An 18,243-nucleotide genomic window follows, 5' to 3' on the forward strand; every position below is an offset into this window, starting at 1 on the left:
ATAAAATTTAAATATAGCAGATTCGTATACGATTCTGAAAAAACAGCCCGTAAAAGGTTTGTTAGTAACAGATAAGATGGAAGAGGTGGGATAGATGATGGAAAAGTCCTGAAAGCTAATTTTATTTAAATAACGCGCTCTTTGTCATTGCTTTATAAAAATTTAGTTAAATCTTGTTAAGAGATAATCTTTTAAGAATTTTAACCGTCATATTGATAATGGAATTAAACACAAAAAAATGAATAGGTTATTAAAAAGAGGATTGGTTGTTTTTGCTGCAGCAGCAATGATAACAACCTTGAGTATTGAGCATGTTTCTGCACAAAGAGGCGGAAGAGGCGGAGGTGGCGGAAGATCAGGTTCCATCGGTTCATCAAGAGGTAGCGGCTCTATGGCACATATATCACCTGGTAGAAGTAGTTTTTCGCAGGGTTTCCGACCAGGGAGATCAAGCTACGGATATAGCAGACCGGCTTACCGATCAGGATTTTTTAGGCCGGGTTATGGATATCGCGTAGGCTTTAGCAGACCATATTACAGGCCATACTATAGTTATTACAATTTTTACAGACCGTTTTTAGGTTTCAGGATCAACGTGCTGCCTTATGGTTATTATCCTTTTTGGTATGGTCCGAGCCAATTTTACTATTCTGGCGGGCTATTCTATCAACAAAACAACGATCAGTACGAAGTGGTAACCCCACCGGTTGGTGCCGAAGTTCCGAATTTACCGTCAGATGCCAACAGGGTAACCATTAACGGCGTAGATTATTATGAATATAAAGGCGTTTATTATACCCAAAAAGAAAATGCCGATGGCAAAACGGTATATGTGGTTGCCGGTAAAGATGGTGTTTTAAATACAGGTGATGGTACAGCCGACACACATAATATAGGCGATATTATTAATCAATTACCAGAAGGATGCAGGGAAGTAACCATTAAAAACGAAAAATATTTTGTTTCGCCAGATGATGTTTATTACGAAGAAATAGTAGATGGAACAAACATTATTTACCGTGTAATCGGTAAGTTGTTTTAAGCAGGGTTATATACGCTTATTGTGCAGCCAGATGGTACCACATCTGGCTGTTCTTGTTTTATGCCAAACAATGGTTGATCCGGAGAAAACAACAGGTTTTATTAAAGAGTGTCGGATGGAAACATCCAACACCACAGAAAAATCTCGCACTGGTGTATTGTTAGCGGGGAGACCCTGAAATAAATTCATGGTGACGTATTGCAGGCAACCAAAAATCCATATTTTTACATCCTAAACATTCCGATTTGAAACCCATATCGCAGCTCTTTTTTGTTTATGCTTTTTTTGCGGTTCTGCTATCGTCATGCTCTGTAACAAAACAGGTGGCGGTTAGGCAGAATGAAACCAGTATTTCGTCGGTTAAATTTCTCCACGAGTATATTATGCCGTTAAACCAGGTTTTCGAAAATTCGGTGGTTGGGGGTTTATCGGGGATTGATTATGATGCCGTCCATAATCAATATTACCTGATCAGTGATGATCCGTCTCAGTTTAGCCCGGCGAGGATTTACACAGCACAGCTAACGCTCAAAGAGAATAAAATTGATACGATCCGTATAACTGGTGTTACCTATCTTTTACAGGAAAACGGAAAACAATATCCCAAATATGGCACGGATAAAAGCGTGAAGCCAGATGGCGAGTCTGTCCGTTATAATCCGGTTACCAAACAATTAATTTGGAGCAGCGAAGGCGAACGGTTGTTTAAAAATGGCGATACGACCATTGTTCAGCCCAGTTTAACTTTTATTTCTACAGGTGGGAAGTTTTTGGATACCATACCATTACCTGCAGGCTTTCATTTTACAAAAACAGAAAGCGGCGCACGTAAAAATGCGTTGTTTGAGGGCTTAACCTATGCCGATCATTATAAAACGTTATATGCCAGTTTAGAAGAACCTTTATACCAGGATGGCCCGCAATCTTCTTTTGGCTATGATAAGGCTTTAACCCGGATTTTAAAGTTCGATGTGGCTACTAAAAAGAATACGGCACAATATGCCTATAATCTTGATGCTTTACCTGTAAAACCTACTGTAGACAATGACTGGAATGTAAACGGCATTTCAGAGATACTGGCAATTAACAATCATACCCTTTTGGTGATGGAAAGGGCCTGGGCAAAAGGGCATGATGACCATACTTTTCTAAAACTTTACCTGGTTGATCTGCATGGTGCCGAAAACGAGATGAACAATACATCGTTCATGAAAAACCCTCCAAAACCTTTAACCAAGAAACTGCTTTTCGATTTTGATACGCTAAACAGGCATATCGATAATTTTGAAGGGGTAACATTTGGCCCCAAACTTGCGAACGGACACCATTCCCTGATATTCTGTGTAGACAATAATTTTGGAAAATCGCAGGTACAGCAGTTTTTTCTTTTCGAGATCATCCCATAACATCATTCCAATTTAAAATCCATAAATGAGTAAAATAAAAGCCCTGCTTTTCGATTTAGACGGTACATTAATTGATTCAGAGAAATTTCATTTCGATTGTTGGAATACGTTTTTAAGCCCATATCATGTTAACATTGAATTTAAAGATTGGCTAAGCAATTATGCAGGGATCCCCCTCCCCAAAAATGCAAAAACGATTATAGACCGATATAAAATTGATGAAGATTTAGAAAGCTTTATCAATAGAAGGGAAAAAATAACCTTTGATGGTTTTAGGACAACCGATATTCAGCTAATGCCCTTTGCCCTGGAATTTGTGCAGTTTGCTTATGAAAAAGGACTTACGCTTGCAGTGGTTACAGCCAGTCCTAAAATAGATGTGGAAGCTGTTTTTGAGCGAAATGGTTTGGCTAAATATTTCAGTTTATTCATTACCCGGACAGATGTAAGTAAATCAAAACCGGACCCGGAAAGTTATAACCTGTGTGTAGAGCGCTTAGGCGTGCAAAAAGACGAATGTATCGTTTTTGAGGATACCTTAAATGGTGTTAAATCTGCCATGGCTGCAGGCCTAACCTGTTATGCTATCCAGAGTAATGTGCGTGCGCACCAAAAGCTTAAAGTGGCCGATGAGCTGTTCCTCAGTTTTGCGAATGCGAAAGAATTTATGCTGCAAAAAGAATTGATCTGATATTAAAGTAAACCCTGACCGGTGGCATTGCTAATGAGTTCGGCAATATTTTTGGCGTGAAGTTTTTGCAACAGGTTTTTCTTATGATTATCAACCGTAAATTTGCTCAAAAAAAGTATTTCGGCAATTTTTGAAGCGGTTAAGCCCTGTGCTACCAGTTTCAGGATTTCGCTTTCCCTTGAGGTGAGTTTTACAAAGCCCCATTTTGTTTTTGCAGGCGATTTTGATATCACATCTGTAACTCCCTTGCTAAAAGTAATCTTACCCTCAAGGGCCTCGTTTATGCAGTTGCCAATTTCATCTATCGATGCATCTTTAAGGATATAACCATTTGCCCCGTTCTCCAGCATCTTGCTAATGGCGCTCCTTTCCCGGTGGTTACTTAAAGCAATAACAATGGTATCAGGTGCTATTCTTTTGATTTCCTTGCACAGTATCATGCCATTAATATCGGGCAGGATAATATCGATGAGGGTAATGTTCACTGGATTTTTTTTAATATAAGTAAGAAGATCCTGCCCATTGGTAAAGCTGGCTATAATTTCAAATCCTTCGTTTTTGCCCAATAACTTGGTTAACCCCTCTATAATAATAGGATGGTCATCAGCAAGAACGAGTGTTGGTTTAGGCTTTAACATTTAATTCTATATTAATTGAAGTACCTGGTTGATTGATCCGGGTACCGATTTCTATTTTTCCATTTAAATAAGCTACCCGGCTTTTAATATTATTTAAGCCCATTCCGGCTTTTACATTTTGCTGGTCGATATTAAAGCCCTTGCCATCGTCTTCGAGCGTAATAAAGAAAATATTTTTGTTCTGTGTGCATTGCAAAAATACATTTTTTGCCTCTGCATGTTTCACCACATTGGTAAGCAGCTCCTGTATAATGCGGTAAATAGATACCTGTGTTTGTTGCGGGATGGTACTTTCGATATTGATAAACTGACAATCTATTTCGAGTTCGTCAGACATGAGCGATTCGCAAAGATCTTTTAGTGCAGCCTCTAAACTAATATTGAAAAGCATTTCTGGCATCATATCATGCGAAATACGCCGCAGTTCGTTTACCGAGTGGTCTAACTGACTGATCACTTCATCGAGTTCTGTATCGGGTTTTTCTTTGGCGAATTGCCACAGGTTAAATTTAACCACGGCCAGTATTGCCCAAACCATCGTGAAGGTCTCTGGCTACCCGGTAACGTTCTATCTCCTGCCCCTGGATCATGGCATTACTGATCCGGATTTCATCTCGCTGTATACTGATTTTTTTTTGGTTGTAGTAGTAATTGATGCCAAAAATAAACATCGACAAAATTAAGAGGCTGATTACGCCCAATAACCAATTTAGCAGTCGGCTGTTTTTTGCAGATAGATTTGCTTCCTGGTTTGCTGTGTTCAGTTCAGCGATTTTTTTCTGATTTTCGGCAGTTTTAAATTTTATTTCCAACTGGTTTATTTTACGCAGGATATCAAGCTTCTTTAAGCTGTCATTTAATATCGTGTATTTTTTAAGCAGGTTGTAAGCGCTTTTACTTTCACCCAGTTTGTGGTATATAGCCGATAAATCTTTGTAATAGGTTAAACTATCAGGTGAAAATTTTACCTCCGGACTTTTTAATATTGAATTTATAATAATTGCAGCCTTATGGTATTCTCCCAGTGCCATCAATGTTTTATATTTTTGAGCATTCAGAAGCTCTTCTTCGTAAGGGTCTTCTATCTGTTTCGCAATGATAAGCCCTTTATTAATGCTTTCGAGACTTTCATTAAGTTTTTTCTTATTTCTAAAATATTGCCCTTCTACCAGGTAATAATCTGCATAAGTTAAGCTGTCGGGACACTTGGGAAGGATTTTTTTTGCCTTGTCAAGTGCCTGTTTGGCTAGGTCTGTTTTATTGGTTAACAGGTAGTTTTTACCAGCATTTAAGTAGGCATCGCACAAATGGGTAATATCCCATAGCTTTAGTTTCTTATAAATTGATATGGCCAGAAGAAAGTATTTTTCTGATTTATCATACTGTTGCTGGTTGCTGAATATCAATCCCAGATCGTTATAGTATTTAGCTAGAAACTCATCTTCGCCCGATTTTTTGATCAGTGGGATACTTTTCTGCAACAGGATATCCACCATTAAAAGGTCGTTGCCTTTGTGTCCCTGCAGGTTAGCATAATTTCCCCATCCCTTAGCCCTGATAAAGTAAGATTCTTTGGTTTTAAAATGAGCTAATTCCCGGTCCGCGATCAGGTAATTGGCTTCACTTTTAGAGGTATTGGTGGGGTAATAGTAGGCTGCCAGATAATGGTAATAAATGGCTTTTAAATAAGGATATTTGGCTGCAAATTTATAAGATTGATCGAGGTACAGTTTAGATTTTACCTGGTCCCTATCGCGCCAGTAAAGGGTTAATTTAAAACAGGCCCTGGCCTTTAAGCTATCAGAAGGCGATTTTTTTACTACCTGCAATAAACTATCAGGATATTGTTTGCTCACTACAGGTGTTTGTGGAAATGCAATCAAACACCGGCAGAACATCAATAAAAAAAATACCAATAACTTCCTCATCTGCTCATACTGAAACATTAATCCGCTGTATGTGGTATGGAAGAAACGAGCGGAAGCCATCACCACAATTCAATTTTAAGGGATGACCGAAATTAGGTTAAAAAAAAGACATTAAATAGCTATTTATAGCCATATAAAAAAAAGGTTAGTTGTAGCTATAGTTATGGTGCTTAATTGAAATTAAATTTGATTAGGGATGACCAGGGATGCCGAAAACTGTTGATATAGAGTAGGCTTATCAGGAAAATAAATATAATGAAAAAGATTGGAATTTTATGCTTGGCCTTTCTGTTGTTGGGCTTGGTAAATGCAAACGCACAGGGTGCTGTTGATCGCTTATTGGGTAAAATTGACAAGGTAAGTGAGAAGGTAGATAAGGCGGGCGCCACTGCTGATAAAGCCGGAAAAACAGGTGGTTTAATTAGTAATTTTTTCGGTAAAAAGAAAGATAATACGAGTGCCGTTGCGGTTGTAGAAACACAAACCATTGTAAACATTAGTGGTGCCGATTTCGCTACCCTAAAAAGTATTGCAGAAAAAGCAGAAAATACAAAGGGGGTAATCAGCGCAAAAACGAAATTCAGTACCGGTGGTTCCAGCATTAGCCTGCAACATAGTGGTACCAGTGATGACCTGTTAAAAGCGCTTCAAAAAACAAACCCTACAGTATTCGCCGAAAAGAATATTTCAGGAATGGAAGACGGACAGATCTCCATTATCATAAAAAAATAGGGTAATATTTTATTGCCGGAAGTCGGACTTAGGCAGCATCCAAAATTTACTGTATAACGAATACTGTTTTAAGCTTTAACATTGAGTTCAATATTAATTGAAGTACCTGGTTGATCAGTATGGGATACAATTTCCATTTTTCCGTTTAAGTAAGCCACACGGCTTTTTATATTATTAAGGCCGATTCCTGCTTTTTCCTTTTGCTGGTTCGTATCAAATCCTCTACCGTCATCCTCGAGGGTAATAAAAAATATATTTTTTTGCTGGGTACATTGTAATAATACGTTCCGGGCCTGCGCATGTTTTACTACATTGGTTAGGAGTTCCTGTATTATGCGGTAAATGGATACCTGTATTTGTTGCGGAATGGTATTTTTAATCTTAATGAGCTGGCAATCAATTTCCAGGTTATCGGATGTAAGTGATTCGCAGAGATCTTTAAGCGCGGCTTCCAAACCAATATTGAGGAGCATTTCGGGTATCATGTCGTGTGCAATACGTCGCAGTTCGCTTATAGAGTGATCCAGCTGATAGGCAATTTCATTAAGTTCTGCAGCTGGTTTTTCTTTTACCAGTTGTCCGAGGTTAAATTTTATTACGGTAAGCAAATTTCCCAAACCATCGTGCAGATCCCTGGCTACACGGTAACGTTCGGTTTCCTGGCCCTGGAGCATAGCATTGCTTAACCTGATTTCTTCCCGCTGTGTTGCGAGTTTTTTCTGGTTGTAATAATAATAAACGGCAAAAATGGATACAGATAAAACCAAGAGGCTTACTACGCTCAGCAACCAATTTAACAGGCGACTATTCTTAGCGGATAAATTGGCTTTCTGATTGGCCAGATTCAGGTCAGCAATTTTTTTCTGATTTTCGGCAGCCTTGAATTTGATCTCCAGCGCATTTACTTCTTCTTTTAGCCTGATGTTATTGGCACTGTCTCTCAAAAGAGTATATTTTTTTAACCACTTAAAAGCCTCAGGTAAATTTTCGAGCAATTCGTAAGATTCAGAAGCTTGTTTATAGTGGGTAGCCTTATTTTCGATATACGTGTTGCTATCACTTTTTATGATTTCCAGAATAACATTTTTACCTTCTTCATAGTTCTGTTGTGCATTAAGAATGTTATACTTTTGGATCAGCAGGTCGTTCCGTTCTTTAGTAAGTTTTAGTCTTGTAGCGGTTTCTAATCCTTTATTTAATGCTTTTAGTGATTTGCCGTATTGTTTCAGCATTAATAAATAATAACTTTCAAACCCGCAGAAATATACGTAAGAAGGGATATTGGTATGGTTTTTAAATAATAATCTGGCTTTTTCAATTGTCGCCCCGGCTTCTTTAAACTTATTCCTTACCATGCTGTTTCTTGCACTGTTGTTGTAAGCCCTGGCCAGGCGTACCGTGTCGGTTTTAATGTTTTCCAGTATAGTGATACTTTTTTTGAAATAAACTGATGCTTTTTCGCTTTGTGCTACCAGGTCCATAAAAACGGCAACAGCATGGTAGGCCACACCTTCCATCGCTACATCGCCAGATGCCCTTGCCAAAGGAATTACCTTATTTAATAAAATATCTATTGATTGTTGTTGTTTGTTTTCCCTCGATAAAAGAATTGAATAATTGTTCCAGAGTTTTGCCCTCAAAAGATTGCATTCTTTGGTTTTGGTATAGGCAAAAATACTATCTGCCTTTAATAAAAAATTTTTGGCAACTGCTGCCCCCTTATCCTGGTATGCCGAATTTATACCAGCAGAATATAGGTATAAAGCATACAGGTAACGCGAGTTTTTACTTTTTTTTCTCCCTTCGGCTAGGTAATCATTTGCTTTTTTATCATCTCGCTGTTTACCCCAATGCCGGGATAAGGCGAAATTGGCTATAGCCTTTAAACTATCTGTACCTGCATGTTTGACCACATATTGTAAACTATCAGGGTAACGCTTATCGGTTTCAAGAAGCTGGGCAAACGTAGTTTGGTAACTAAAGAATAATAAACAGAATATTGATAACCTTCCCATTAATATAACATTGGTTTCTTGTTAAAAAAGAAAAAGCACAGATGCATTAACACTGTAATAATATAGTACGATCTAAATTATGCTAAAAAACACACAACGTATAGCTATTTATAGCTATATAAAAAAACGGCGATTTGTAGCTATATGTGCCCTATTTATTGGTGGTAACTTTGATAATTGATAATCAGGGATGCCGAAAACTGCGAGTAAAGAGTAGGCCTATGGAAAAAAAACAAATATCTAATGAAAAAAATGAGTTTAATGATATGCCTTTTGATAGCAGGCATAGTGGTTTTGGGCGGGTGTAAGAAATCTGGCGATGACGTACCTCAGGTACCCACCAAAACCTATAAGTTTACGGTTAAATCTTCGGGATTGCTGGCCGACGACAGGATTTCAGTGGAGTTTGGTGGCTCACCAATTGATGACAAGGTAAAAACGGTTATAAAAGTAGATGGAGTACAACAAAATAATCAATACAGTGTTGAACTTACCAGGGCACAATTAACAAAATCAGGTGGTGTGGTAGTAGAATCAGTATTACCTATATATCAAATGAGTTTCGTACTGAGTGGCTATAGTGGTACAACCGGACACACCTTTTCAATAAATGTTGATCCGGTAGTTAATGGTGTACCCGCTGCTTCAGTGAATAAAACATTTACAACCGATACTTTTACCCAATCTTATAATTATTAAAAAATACTCAGGTTAGCTGGTAACTACAAACCAAATTCTTGAAACAGGTGCAACTTTAGCACCGGAATTTTACCTGCCGATTATTTTTTTGTAAATCTTTCGAATCTAAAAATGCACTCAGTTAATTGGGGTGTGGCGCTATGCCCCAATTAATTTTTTAATGTGTGGTGGTTTAAACCACTTAAATAGAATTAATAAATTAAAAATGAAAAAACAACTACTATTTATTGCTTTATTTATCCTTTCCGTAACGATAGCTAACGCTCAGTCTAAATCCTCATTTAGCAAAGGCAATAACCTGTTTAATATTGGTGTGGGTATTGGCAGTCCGTTTTTTGGATCGGGTTATAGCTCATCTTTACCGGTTAATCCATCCATCAGCTACGAAAGGGGCGTAACGGATGCCATCAGTGTTGGCGGACAGGTATCGTATGCAAGCGCTAAATATGATGGCTATAATTATACATTTAAAGAAAGTGCCATTTATATAGGTGCAAGGGGTTCTTACCATTTTAACGAGCTGCTTAAAATTGATCCTAAATTCGATCTTTATGGCGGGGCCAGTCTTGGTTATGTTACGGTAAGTATCAGCGATAACCAAAGCAATATTTCGGGTACCTCAAGCGGCCTGGGTTTTGGGCTTTTTGCCGGCGGTAAATACTACCTGGGATCCAGTACCGCTATTTACTCCGAGTTGGGCTATCAGAGCCTCTCATTATTAAATGTTGGGGTAGCGTTCAAACTTTAACATACATAATTGCCTTTACCAATTCTTAAAAGCTGCCGAAGCAGGCAGCAATATAGAAATAGCTCTTCAATGTTTGTTTGTGATAGGGGCTGGTAGAAATACCAGCCTTTTTATTAGCAGGATATTTTTCTATCCACAACACCTGATTATAAATTAGTTCTTGAAAATTAACTAGATTAGTAGAAAGCAATTGAAATCTATTATGGTAAAAAAAGGATTATGGGTTTTATTCGCAATTTTAGCAACGCTGATTGGGCTTTACCCAATTATTTACTTTTTGGTAGATAGGAAATTCGGATTGTTAAATTCAAAGTCAGTTGAGTTGTTGGCCAACACTTTCTGGAACATTGGTTTTTATACACATATCATTTTCGGCGGAATCGCTTTATTGACCGGCTGGACGCAATTTAGTCCAAAAATGAGAAACAGGCGCATGGCATTACACCGGAAACTGGGTAAAGTTTATGTTATAGCCGTACTGCTTAGTGCCTTAGCGGGTATTTACATTGGCTTTTTTGCAACAGGTGGGCTCATTTCTTCTACAGGTTTTATATGTCTGGGCATCATTTGGTTTTACACCACCTTAAAGGCGTATTTATACATTAAACGCGGAGAAATTGAAAAACATCAAAAAGCAATGGTTTATAGTTATGCAGCTTGTTTTGCTGCAGTTACCTTAAGAATTTGGTTACCAATTTTGACCATGTTGTATGGCAATTTTTCAAAGGCTTACCTGGTTGTTGCATGGTTATCCTGGGTTCCAAATTTGCTTGTTGCCTATTTATTAACAAGAAAAAAGGCTGTCAATGAGTAATGGTATTAACGTTCCCGTTTCCGGAATAAATTAGTTTAGGCGATGCTGACAGAAATCAACCCAAAACTTCCAATGCGTGATAAAGGAATCACCAGAGATTTTTATGTGAATAAACTAGGCTTTAGGGATATTGGAGCTGCCGATTTTAAAGATTATCTGATACTGCAAAAAGATAATGTTCAGATTCACTTTTTTTTATTCGAAACACTCGATCCGAAAGAAAACTACGGACAGGTCTATATCCGAACAAATGAGATAGAAACACTTTATAAAATGATGTCAGACATTAAAGGTGGAATACATCCACATGGGCACCTGCAGATAAAACCCTGGGGGCAAAAAGAATTTTCCATGCTCGACCCTGACAGTAACTTACTTACCTTCGGACAGCGCGTTTAGGCTGGTTTATTGGTTCATTAGTCATTAGTTCACCAGCCATTGGTTCGCCTGTCATTTAGCTCATTAGGCATTGGTTCATCAGGCATTACCGGCTGCCAATTGGCCATTGATTCATTGAATATTATTATTGGATTGTTGTTCATTTAATTTATTGAACCGGTCAACCCGATTCGGACCGTGGATTGCCAACTTCTGACCAACTAGTATTTGACCGTCAGCCCTTGACAATGAAGCGGTCGGCGATTGACAATTGGCCAATTCGCTTTCAGCTTTCCGCCTTTTTTCCCTACATTTGGCTAATTAAAATTATCAAGAAATTATGCAATACGATGTCGTTGTTATCGGTTCAGGGCCGGGCGGTTATGTAGGCGCAATCCGTTGTGCTCAGTTAGGTTTAAAAACTGCAGTTGTAGAAAAATATAAAACTTTTGGGGGTACCTGCTTAAACGTAGGTTGTATTCCATCTAAGGCTTTGTTAGATTCTTCAGAGCACTACCACAATGCTGCTCATACTTTTACTACCCATGGTATCAACTTAAAAGATTTAAAGGTTGATATGAAGCAGATGATCGCCCGTAAAGACGATGTTGTTGCTCAAAATACAGCCGGTATCACCTATTTGTTCAAGAAAAATAAAATCGATTCTTACGAAGGTGTAGGTTCTTTTGTAGATAAAAATACCATACTGGTAACCAAAGCTGATGGAACTACCGAAACCTTATCGGCTAAAAATGTAATTATAGCTACTGGTTCGAAACCAACTGCCTTACCGTTTTTACCAATCGATAAAAAACGCATCATTACCTCAACTGAGGCTTTAACCCTAAAAGAGGTGCCTAAAAGCATGGTTGTAATTGGTGGCGGTGTTATTGGTTTAGAGTTGGGTTCCGTTTATGCCCGTTTAGGTACCAAAGTTTCGGTAGTTGAATTTTTGCCTTCAATTATCGGTACAATGGATGCCGGTTTAGGTAAAGAACTTCAACGCGTGTTAAAGAAAACCTTAGGCATGGAGTTTTACATGGGACACAAAGTTACCGGTGCTACCACTAAAGGCAAAACCGTAACCGTTACTGCTGATACACCTAAAGGTGAATCCATTTCTTTGGAAGCTGATTATTGTATCGTTGCTGTAGGCCGTACAGCTTATACAGAAGGTTTAGGCTTAGATAAAATCGGCATCACGGTTGAAGAAAGAGGCAAAAAAATCCCGGTAAATGAACATCTGGAAACTTCAGTTAAAGGTGTGTATGCGATAGGCGACGTTATTAAAGGTGCGATGTTAGCCCACAAAGCTGAAGATGAAGGTACTTATGTAGCTGAAACCATTGCCGGACAAAAACCGCATATCAATTATAACCTGATCCCAGGTGTGGTTTATACCTGGCCAGAAGTAGCTTCGGTTGGTTTAACTGAGGAACAGTTAAAAGAAAAAGGTATTAAATACAAAGCAGGTTCATTCCCGTTCAAAGCCAGCGGACGTGCGAAAGCCAGTATGGATACCGATGGTTTCATTAAAGTTTTGGCAGATGCCGCTACTGACGAAGTTTTAGGTGTACATATGATCGGTCCGCGTGCGGCTGATATGATTGCCGAAGCCGTTATCGCAATGGAATTCCGTGCATCTGCTGAAGATATTGCACGTACCTGCCATGCGCACCCAACTTATACCGAAGCGTTAAAAGAGGCTGCTCTTGCTGCAACTGATAACCGCGCAATACACATTTAAATATAGCTGTTAATCACAGCGTCATACTGAACTTGTTTCAGTATCTGTTTAATGATTATATAAAAATCCTGGTATTTATACCGGGATTTTTTGTTTAATTTCTTATCCGTCTCTTGAGGTAGATCTCTCCCCACCTGTACGGGCAGGCGCTCCACTACGTTCCGGTTGAGATGACGATGCTTTGTAATGAAGTTGGTGAATGGATAATGTTGTGCATTGTTCTCGGATGATTAAAGGTTTCGCTTTAGTCTTTCTTCACAATTCCTTAACCAAATGATAACCTACACTGCTTGAAAAACAGCGTGATACAAATTTATTTTTGCGGTTCAGATAATAAACAACCATGAACTGTAAAAAACTATTTGGTGCAATCCTGATGGCATCATTGGCATTTGCTGCCTGTAAGAAAAACCCAACCGACGAACCGATAATAGATCCGCCAACTGAGGTGGTTGTTCCCGAAAAAATCGACAGTTTTAAAGAAACTGCTTCAATTGATTTGGGAGGAGAATTTGCTTCAGAAATTTCTGCATACGATCCGTTAACGAAAAGATTATTTGTGGTGAGTAACGATGGAGGAACCAAAGTTGATGTGGTAGACATGAGCAAATATCCAACTGTTACAAAATTGCAAACCTTAACCTTTGCAGCCAACGCTGGTATTAACAGTGTAGCAGTTAGTAACGGTTTATTGGCAATTGCTTTAGATGGTGCCGATAAGCAGGGAAATGGCGATGTTGTAGTATTAAAAACCTCAGACTTATCAGAAGTTAAAAAGATTACCGTGGGTGCCATGCCCGATATGGTAACATTTAGCCCGGATGGAAATTATATTTTATCTGCCAATGAAGGTGAACCAAATCTGGCTTATACCGTTGATCCTAAAGGGAGTATTTCAATTATCAATGTCAAAGATAATTATTCAGTTAAAACAGTAGATTTCTCAGCTTTCGAATCGCAAAAAGCTGCCTTGCTTGCAGGTGGTTTCAGAATTTATGGCTATAACGCAAGTTTTGCGCAGGATATTGAACCCGAATACATTACCGTAAGCAGCGATTCTAAAAAAGCCTATGTTACGCTTCAGGAAAACAATGGTGTTGCCGAAATTGATGTTGTTGCCGGAACCATTACCAAAATTACACCGTTGGGTACCAGAGACATCAGTTTGGCCGAAAATGCCTTCGATGTAAGTGATAAAGACAATAAAAAAGTGCTGGGGACCTGGCCTATTAAAGCCTATTACCTGCCCGATGCAATCTCGTATTTTACTGCCGGCGGTACTGCTTACCTGGCTTTAGCTAATGAGGGGGATACCCGACAGGATTATAGCCCGAAAGAATCGAAGGAAGAAGTACGTGTAAAAGACCTGATGTTAGATCCGGTTAAATTTCCGAATGCTGCAACTTTACAGTTAGACGCTAATTTGGGCAGGCTCACAGTAACCAATACTGCTGGTTTTACCCTGGTAGGTAACACTAAAGTATATCAGGAGTTATACTCAACCGGCGGAAGAAGTGTTAGTATCCTTAATGCAAATACCGGGGCTTTGGTTGCTAACATCGGTAAAGATTTAGAACAACACGTAATAGATGCCGGTAAATATGACGATGACCGCTCAGATAATAAAGGTGTAGAGGTAGAAAGTGTAACTGTAGCACAGGTAAATGGACAAACCTTGGCTTTCATAGGCATGGAACGTGCAGATGCCATTGCCATTTACAATGTTACCAATCCGGCAGCCCCAACATTTGTTCAGTTATTCTCAACCGGCGATGCTCCAGAAGGTCTTTTGTTTGTTAAACCGAAAGACAGCCCTAACGGAAGAAGTTTATTAATTGTATCAAATGAAGCAGATGGAACTGTTCGTTTTTATCAGCCCGATAAAATATAATCGACGCTCCTGTTAATGAAGATATTTTAGGCCCCGGTTTTACATCGGGGCTTTTTTGCATATAATTTATTTCTGTAAACAAAGAATAAAAACTAAGCCCTATATTGCGGTACAAAATAAAACTTTAGGGGTGCCTTCAAATCGTTGGCTGAGAATATACCCTTTTTGAGGTTAAAGGTAGAAGGTAAAAAGGTAGAGGGCAATTCCTTCAGCCTTAAAACCCTCCAGCCATCAACCGCGAATGGACCTGATCCGGATAATGCCGGCGTAGGAAAATTAGTTTATCTGCACAAGCTGCATATCATGCATTCTGCATTTGAAGACTCCTGAAGTTATATACAAAAAGAAGTCTTTTTTTATGAATTATATTAATGTTTTAACCATAGCCGGCTCTGATAGTGGAGGTGGAGCAGGCATTCAGGCCGATTTAAAAACATTTTCAGCACTGGGTTGCTTTGGTACTTCGGTCATTACTGCAGTAACCGCACAGAATACCATGGGAGTGAGGTCAGTGCATGGTATTCCGGTAACAATTATCAAAGATCAGCTCCAGGCCGTGCTGGAAGATATATTGCCGGTGGCCATTAAAATCGGAATGATCAACAGTGCCGAAGTGGTAGAGGTTGTCGAAAAGGAGTTAAAAGCATATGGTCAACATGTTCCTGTTATTTTAGATCCTGTAATGGTTGCTACAAGCGGTCACCGCTTAATCGAACACGGCACCGTTAACCAGTTGATCGAAAGGCTGTTTCCGATAGTAAGTCTGGTTACCCCGAATATTGATGAAGCCATAATCCTTTCAGGACAAGAGATCAATACCCTCGATGATATGATTGCGGCAGGGAAGAAAATTATCGCAAAAGGCGCAAAAGCTGTTCTGGTAAAGGGCGGGCATTTGATGGGACCGATTATTTATGATGTTCTTATTAATGGAAAAGATAGCCCTGTGATATTGGAAAGCAACTTTATCAACTCTAAAAATCTACACGGTACGGGCTGTACCTTATCATCGGCAATAGCAGCCGGAATGGCAAAAGGCCAGGCTCTTTTACCCGCCATTAAACATGCCAGGCAATACATCAGCAGTGCCCTGGAAGCAGGCAGTAAGGTAAAAACAGGGCAGGGAAATGGCCCGTTAAATCATTTTTTTAACCCCCTAAAATTAATTGTAAAATGAAATGGAGCAGGCAGGCATGGGAAAGGGTTAAACCTATTTATAATCAAATTTTAACCATGCCGTTTAATGGTGAGCTGAGCAATGGTACTTTGCCCAAAGAAAAATTTATTTTTTATTTAGCACAGGACGCTTATTACCTGTTGGAATTTGGACGGACTTTAAGCATCATTAGCGGCCGCATGCAAAATGCCGAACTGGTGCTGGCTTACGCCGGGTTTTCTACAGGTGCAATTTTTGCTGAACAGGGATTACATGAAAGTTATTTTGTAGAATTTGGTTTGCCCAATAAGGTGGCCCCAACGCCTTCAACGTTATTATATACCAATTATATTCTTAACCAGGCCGCTTATGCCAGTATTGAGGTTGCCGCGGCAGCTGTTTTGCCCTGTTTCTGGATTTATAAAGCTGTTGGCGATTATATTTTTTCACAGCAAACAGGCGATCAAAACCCTTATAAAAGATGGATCGACATGTATGCCGGTGCTGAATTTGCTGCCGCCGTAGAAAAAGCGATTGCCATTACCGATCAATTGGCAGCCCGTGCTAATACCGAAACCCAGGAGAAAATGTTAGTTGTTTTTGAAATGGCCACACGGTTGGAATGGATGTTTTGGGATAGCGCTTACGAACAGGAAAAATGGAAGATCTAATATTTTAACCCTTACTGCTGCAATTTTTTTGATATAAAATCAAAAAAATAGGCGGTATTTCCAATAGATTTAAGGAACTTTGTAACTCAATATATTACTTAACAATATCAATTTTGGAAGAAAGTACGCAAGACAGGGAAATTTTAGTTCAACAAGAAAATAGGCCTGTATCAGTGCAAAATTCTCCAAAACAAGTGCGTTTAGCCATATCAGCCTTTTATTTTATGCAAGGGGTATGTTTTGCAAGCTGGGCCAGCAGGATACCTACTTTCAAAGCTGCAATGGGCTTAAACGATGCCGAGTTAGGATCTATTCTTTTTGCATTACCTGCAGGGCAGATCATCACCATGTTTTTCTCCGCAAAGCTAACTACCCATTTTGGCAGTAAAAAAATGCTTAGGGCAACTGCACCACTTTATGCAATTGCATTAACTTTTTTGGCATTGGCTACCGCAGGCTGGCAATTGGCCGCTTTTTTGGTCCTGTTTGGTATTACAGGTAACCTGTGTAATATTGCTTTAAATACACAGGGCGTTGCAGGCGAAAATTATTACGGCAAACCGATTATGAGCTCGTTCCATGGAGCCTGGAGCATTGGGAATTTAACCGGGGCTTTAATTGCTCTGGGCTTGGTTAATTTAAAATTGGGCATGTATACCCATTTTTGGATTATTGCCCTAATATCGTTAACAAATGTAGCGATCAGCTCGAAAAAATTATTAGATCATAACCCTAAACCCGAAGTTCAGGTAGAAAAAACAAAGTTTTTTACCATGCCTCAAGGGGTTTTGGTTCTATTGGGAATTATTGCTTTTTGCAGTATGGCCACTGAAGGCACGATGTTCGATTGGAGCGCTATTTATTTCGAAGATGTTGTGAAATTGCCACACAACAAGGCAATTATCGGTTATGCCTCTTTTATGTTTATGATGGCGAGCGGAAGATTTTTGGGAGTATACCTGATCGGCAGATTCGGGCGGAAAAATCTCCTTCAGATCAGCGGAACAATTATATCGGTTGGTATGGCATTGGCTGTAATATTCCCGAATATTATTATTGCCATTTTGGGCTTTATGCTTATCGGTTTAGGCGTTTCCAGTATTGTACCTATGGTTTACAGTATTGCGGGTAACAATAAAAAAGTGCCTGCCGGTAAAGCAATAACAATGGTTTCCAGCATAGGTTATTTTGCATTTCTTTTTGGGCCACCTTTAATCGGCTATGTTTCGCAATTATCGAGCTTACGTTACTCTTTCGGAATTATATCCGTTTTTGGCCTGTTGATTACTTTTTTGGTCACTAAAATAAAAGCGATAAACTAGTTTAGGTTTTCATTCCTTTAAAAAAGTATATTGGTTATTTGGAGCGTGCTACCTGTACAAAACAGCATTCCATTTTTAGGATTTGCAGGGTGCAGAAACCCTTGTTCATAAACACGATTGAGCGGAATAGCCCGCAGCGTTGGACTGCCCCCAAAAAGTTGGACAAACTTATTAATTATTTAAGACTTGTGCCCGGTATTCAACCGGGCTCATTCCATTTAAGTTCAATCTTATCCTTTTTTATTGTTATAATAACTAATATACTCATCAACATCACCCTTCAGTTCCTCCACCGACAGGTATTTTTTGCGGTAGAACATTTCAGACTTTAGCGTACCAAAAAAGTTTTCCATTATGGCATTATC

General features: G+C 39.1%; 17 protein-coding genes and 1 pseudogene. 13 read left to right on the plus strand and 5 right to left on the minus strand.

Annotated features, from left to right (window positions below):
* The first annotated feature begins 238 nt into the window (after window positions 1-238).
* The 3 genes from ACFSR6_RS11160 (at window position 239) to ACFSR6_RS11170 (ending at window position 3,139) form a co-directional block, all read left to right on the plus strand.
* Window positions 239-1,042 carry a DUF6515 family protein gene (locus ACFSR6_RS11160; RefSeq protein WP_379078682.1) on the plus strand — a complete coding sequence of 268 codons (804 nt, stop codon included), beginning with the start codon at window positions 239-241 and terminating at the stop codon, window positions 1,040-1,042.
* A 245-nt stretch (window positions 1,043-1,287) separates the two neighbouring features.
* On the plus strand, window positions 1,288-2,448 hold the full coding sequence (locus ACFSR6_RS11165) for an esterase-like activity of phytase family protein (protein ID WP_379078685.1): 1,161 nt from the start codon (window positions 1,288-1,290) through the stop codon (window positions 2,446-2,448).
* Between the two features lie 25 nt (window positions 2,449-2,473).
* A complete protein-coding gene (locus ACFSR6_RS11170; RefSeq protein ID WP_379078688.1) occupies window positions 2,474-3,139 on the plus strand; it encodes an HAD family hydrolase in 666 nt (221 codons plus the stop codon).
* A 2-nt stretch (window positions 3,140-3,141) separates the two neighbouring features.
* Here ACFSR6_RS11170 and ACFSR6_RS11175 read toward each other — a convergent pair whose 3' ends face one another.
* Genes ACFSR6_RS11175 through ACFSR6_RS11185 form a run of 3 tightly spaced genes read right to left on the minus strand, consistent with a single transcriptional unit; the run spans window position 3,142 to window position 5,765 of the window.
* On the minus strand, window positions 3,142-3,777 hold the full coding sequence (locus ACFSR6_RS11175) for a response regulator (RefSeq protein WP_379078691.1): 636 nt from the start codon (window positions 3,775-3,777) through the stop codon (window positions 3,142-3,144).
* Window positions 3,764-4,315 (minus strand): sensor histidine kinase, encoded by a 552-nt coding sequence (locus ACFSR6_RS11180; RefSeq protein ID WP_379078694.1) that lies wholly within the window; start codon window positions 4,313-4,315, stop codon window positions 3,764-3,766. The genes ACFSR6_RS11175 and ACFSR6_RS11180 overlap by 14 nt, the downstream gene beginning before the upstream one ends.
* The gene (locus ACFSR6_RS11185) at window positions 4,287-5,765 is read right to left on the minus strand and encodes an ATP-binding protein (RefSeq protein ID WP_379078697.1); all 1,479 of its coding nucleotides are present in this window, start codon (window positions 5,763-5,765) and stop codon (window positions 4,287-4,289) included. The genes ACFSR6_RS11180 and ACFSR6_RS11185 overlap by 29 nt, the downstream gene beginning before the upstream one ends.
* A gap of 195 nt (window positions 5,766-5,960) precedes the next feature.
* Here ACFSR6_RS11185 and ACFSR6_RS11190 point away from each other — a divergent pair, with 195 nt between their 5' ends.
* Window positions 5,961-6,437: a hypothetical protein gene (locus ACFSR6_RS11190; protein ID WP_379078699.1), complete on the plus strand. Its 477-nt coding sequence runs from the start codon at window positions 5,961-5,963 to the stop codon at window positions 6,435-6,437.
* A 68-nt stretch (window positions 6,438-6,505) separates the two neighbouring features.
* Here the strand turns inward: ACFSR6_RS11190 and ACFSR6_RS11195 are convergent, their stop codons facing one another.
* On the minus strand, window positions 6,506-8,452 hold the full coding sequence (locus ACFSR6_RS11195) for a sensor histidine kinase (RefSeq protein ID WP_379078702.1): 1,947 nt from the start codon (window positions 8,450-8,452) through the stop codon (window positions 6,506-6,508).
* 243 nt (window positions 8,453-8,695) lie between these two features.
* Here ACFSR6_RS11195 and ACFSR6_RS11200 point away from each other — a divergent pair, with 243 nt between their 5' ends.
* The 9 genes from ACFSR6_RS11200 to ACFSR6_RS11240 all read left to right on the plus strand — a co-directional run bounded on the left by ACFSR6_RS11200 (window position 8,696) and on the right by ACFSR6_RS11240 (window position 17,878).
* Window positions 8,696-9,151, plus strand: coding sequence for a hypothetical protein (locus ACFSR6_RS11200; RefSeq protein ID WP_379078705.1), 456 nt, complete (start codon window positions 8,696-8,698; stop codon window positions 9,149-9,151).
* A 205-nt stretch (window positions 9,152-9,356) separates the two neighbouring features.
* Window positions 9,357-9,899: an outer membrane beta-barrel protein gene (locus ACFSR6_RS11205; protein WP_379078708.1), complete on the plus strand. Its 543-nt coding sequence runs from the start codon at window positions 9,357-9,359 to the stop codon at window positions 9,897-9,899.
* Between the two features lie 202 nt (window positions 9,900-10,101).
* Complete coding sequence (locus ACFSR6_RS11210; protein ID WP_379078711.1) at window positions 10,102-10,713, plus strand: DUF2306 domain-containing protein; 612 nt, start codon at window positions 10,102-10,104, stop codon at window positions 10,711-10,713.
* Between the two features lie 42 nt (window positions 10,714-10,755).
* Complete coding sequence (locus tag ACFSR6_RS11215) at window positions 10,756-11,112, plus strand: bleomycin resistance protein (protein WP_379078714.1); 357 nt, start codon at window positions 10,756-10,758, stop codon at window positions 11,110-11,112.
* Between the two features lie 319 nt (window positions 11,113-11,431).
* The gene (gene lpdA / locus ACFSR6_RS11220; protein WP_379078716.1) at window positions 11,432-12,838 is read left to right on the plus strand and encodes a dihydrolipoyl dehydrogenase; all 1,407 of its coding nucleotides are present in this window, start codon (window positions 11,432-11,434) and stop codon (window positions 12,836-12,838) included.
* A gap of 343 nt (window positions 12,839-13,181) precedes the next feature.
* Window positions 13,182-14,729, plus strand: coding sequence for a choice-of-anchor I family protein (locus tag ACFSR6_RS11225; protein ID WP_379078719.1), 1,548 nt, complete (start codon window positions 13,182-13,184; stop codon window positions 14,727-14,729).
* A 358-nt stretch (window positions 14,730-15,087) separates the two neighbouring features.
* On the plus strand, window positions 15,088-15,906 hold the full coding sequence (thiD, locus tag ACFSR6_RS11230; RefSeq protein ID WP_379078722.1) for a bifunctional hydroxymethylpyrimidine kinase/phosphomethylpyrimidine kinase: 819 nt from the start codon (window positions 15,088-15,090) through the stop codon (window positions 15,904-15,906).
* The gene (locus ACFSR6_RS11235; protein WP_379078725.1) at window positions 15,903-16,556 is read left to right on the plus strand and encodes a TenA family protein; all 654 of its coding nucleotides are present in this window, start codon (window positions 15,903-15,905) and stop codon (window positions 16,554-16,556) included. Before thiD ends, ACFSR6_RS11235 begins: the two co-directional genes overlap by 4 nt.
* A 113-nt stretch (window positions 16,557-16,669) precedes the next feature.
* Complete coding sequence (locus ACFSR6_RS11240; protein WP_379078728.1) at window positions 16,670-17,878, plus strand: MFS transporter; 1,209 nt, start codon at window positions 16,670-16,672, stop codon at window positions 17,876-17,878.
* 171 nt (window positions 17,879-18,049) lie between these two features.
* On the opposite strand, the pseudogene ACFSR6_RS11245 reads toward ACFSR6_RS11240, so the two are convergent.
* A pseudogene (locus ACFSR6_RS11245) lies at window positions 18,050-18,243 on the minus strand (IS3 family transposase); the annotation flags it as partial.

The sequence above is a fragment of the Pedobacter vanadiisoli genome (assembly GCF_042684385.1).
Taxonomy (GTDB): Bacteria; Bacteroidota; Bacteroidia; order Sphingobacteriales; family Sphingobacteriaceae; genus Pedobacter; species Pedobacter vanadiisoli.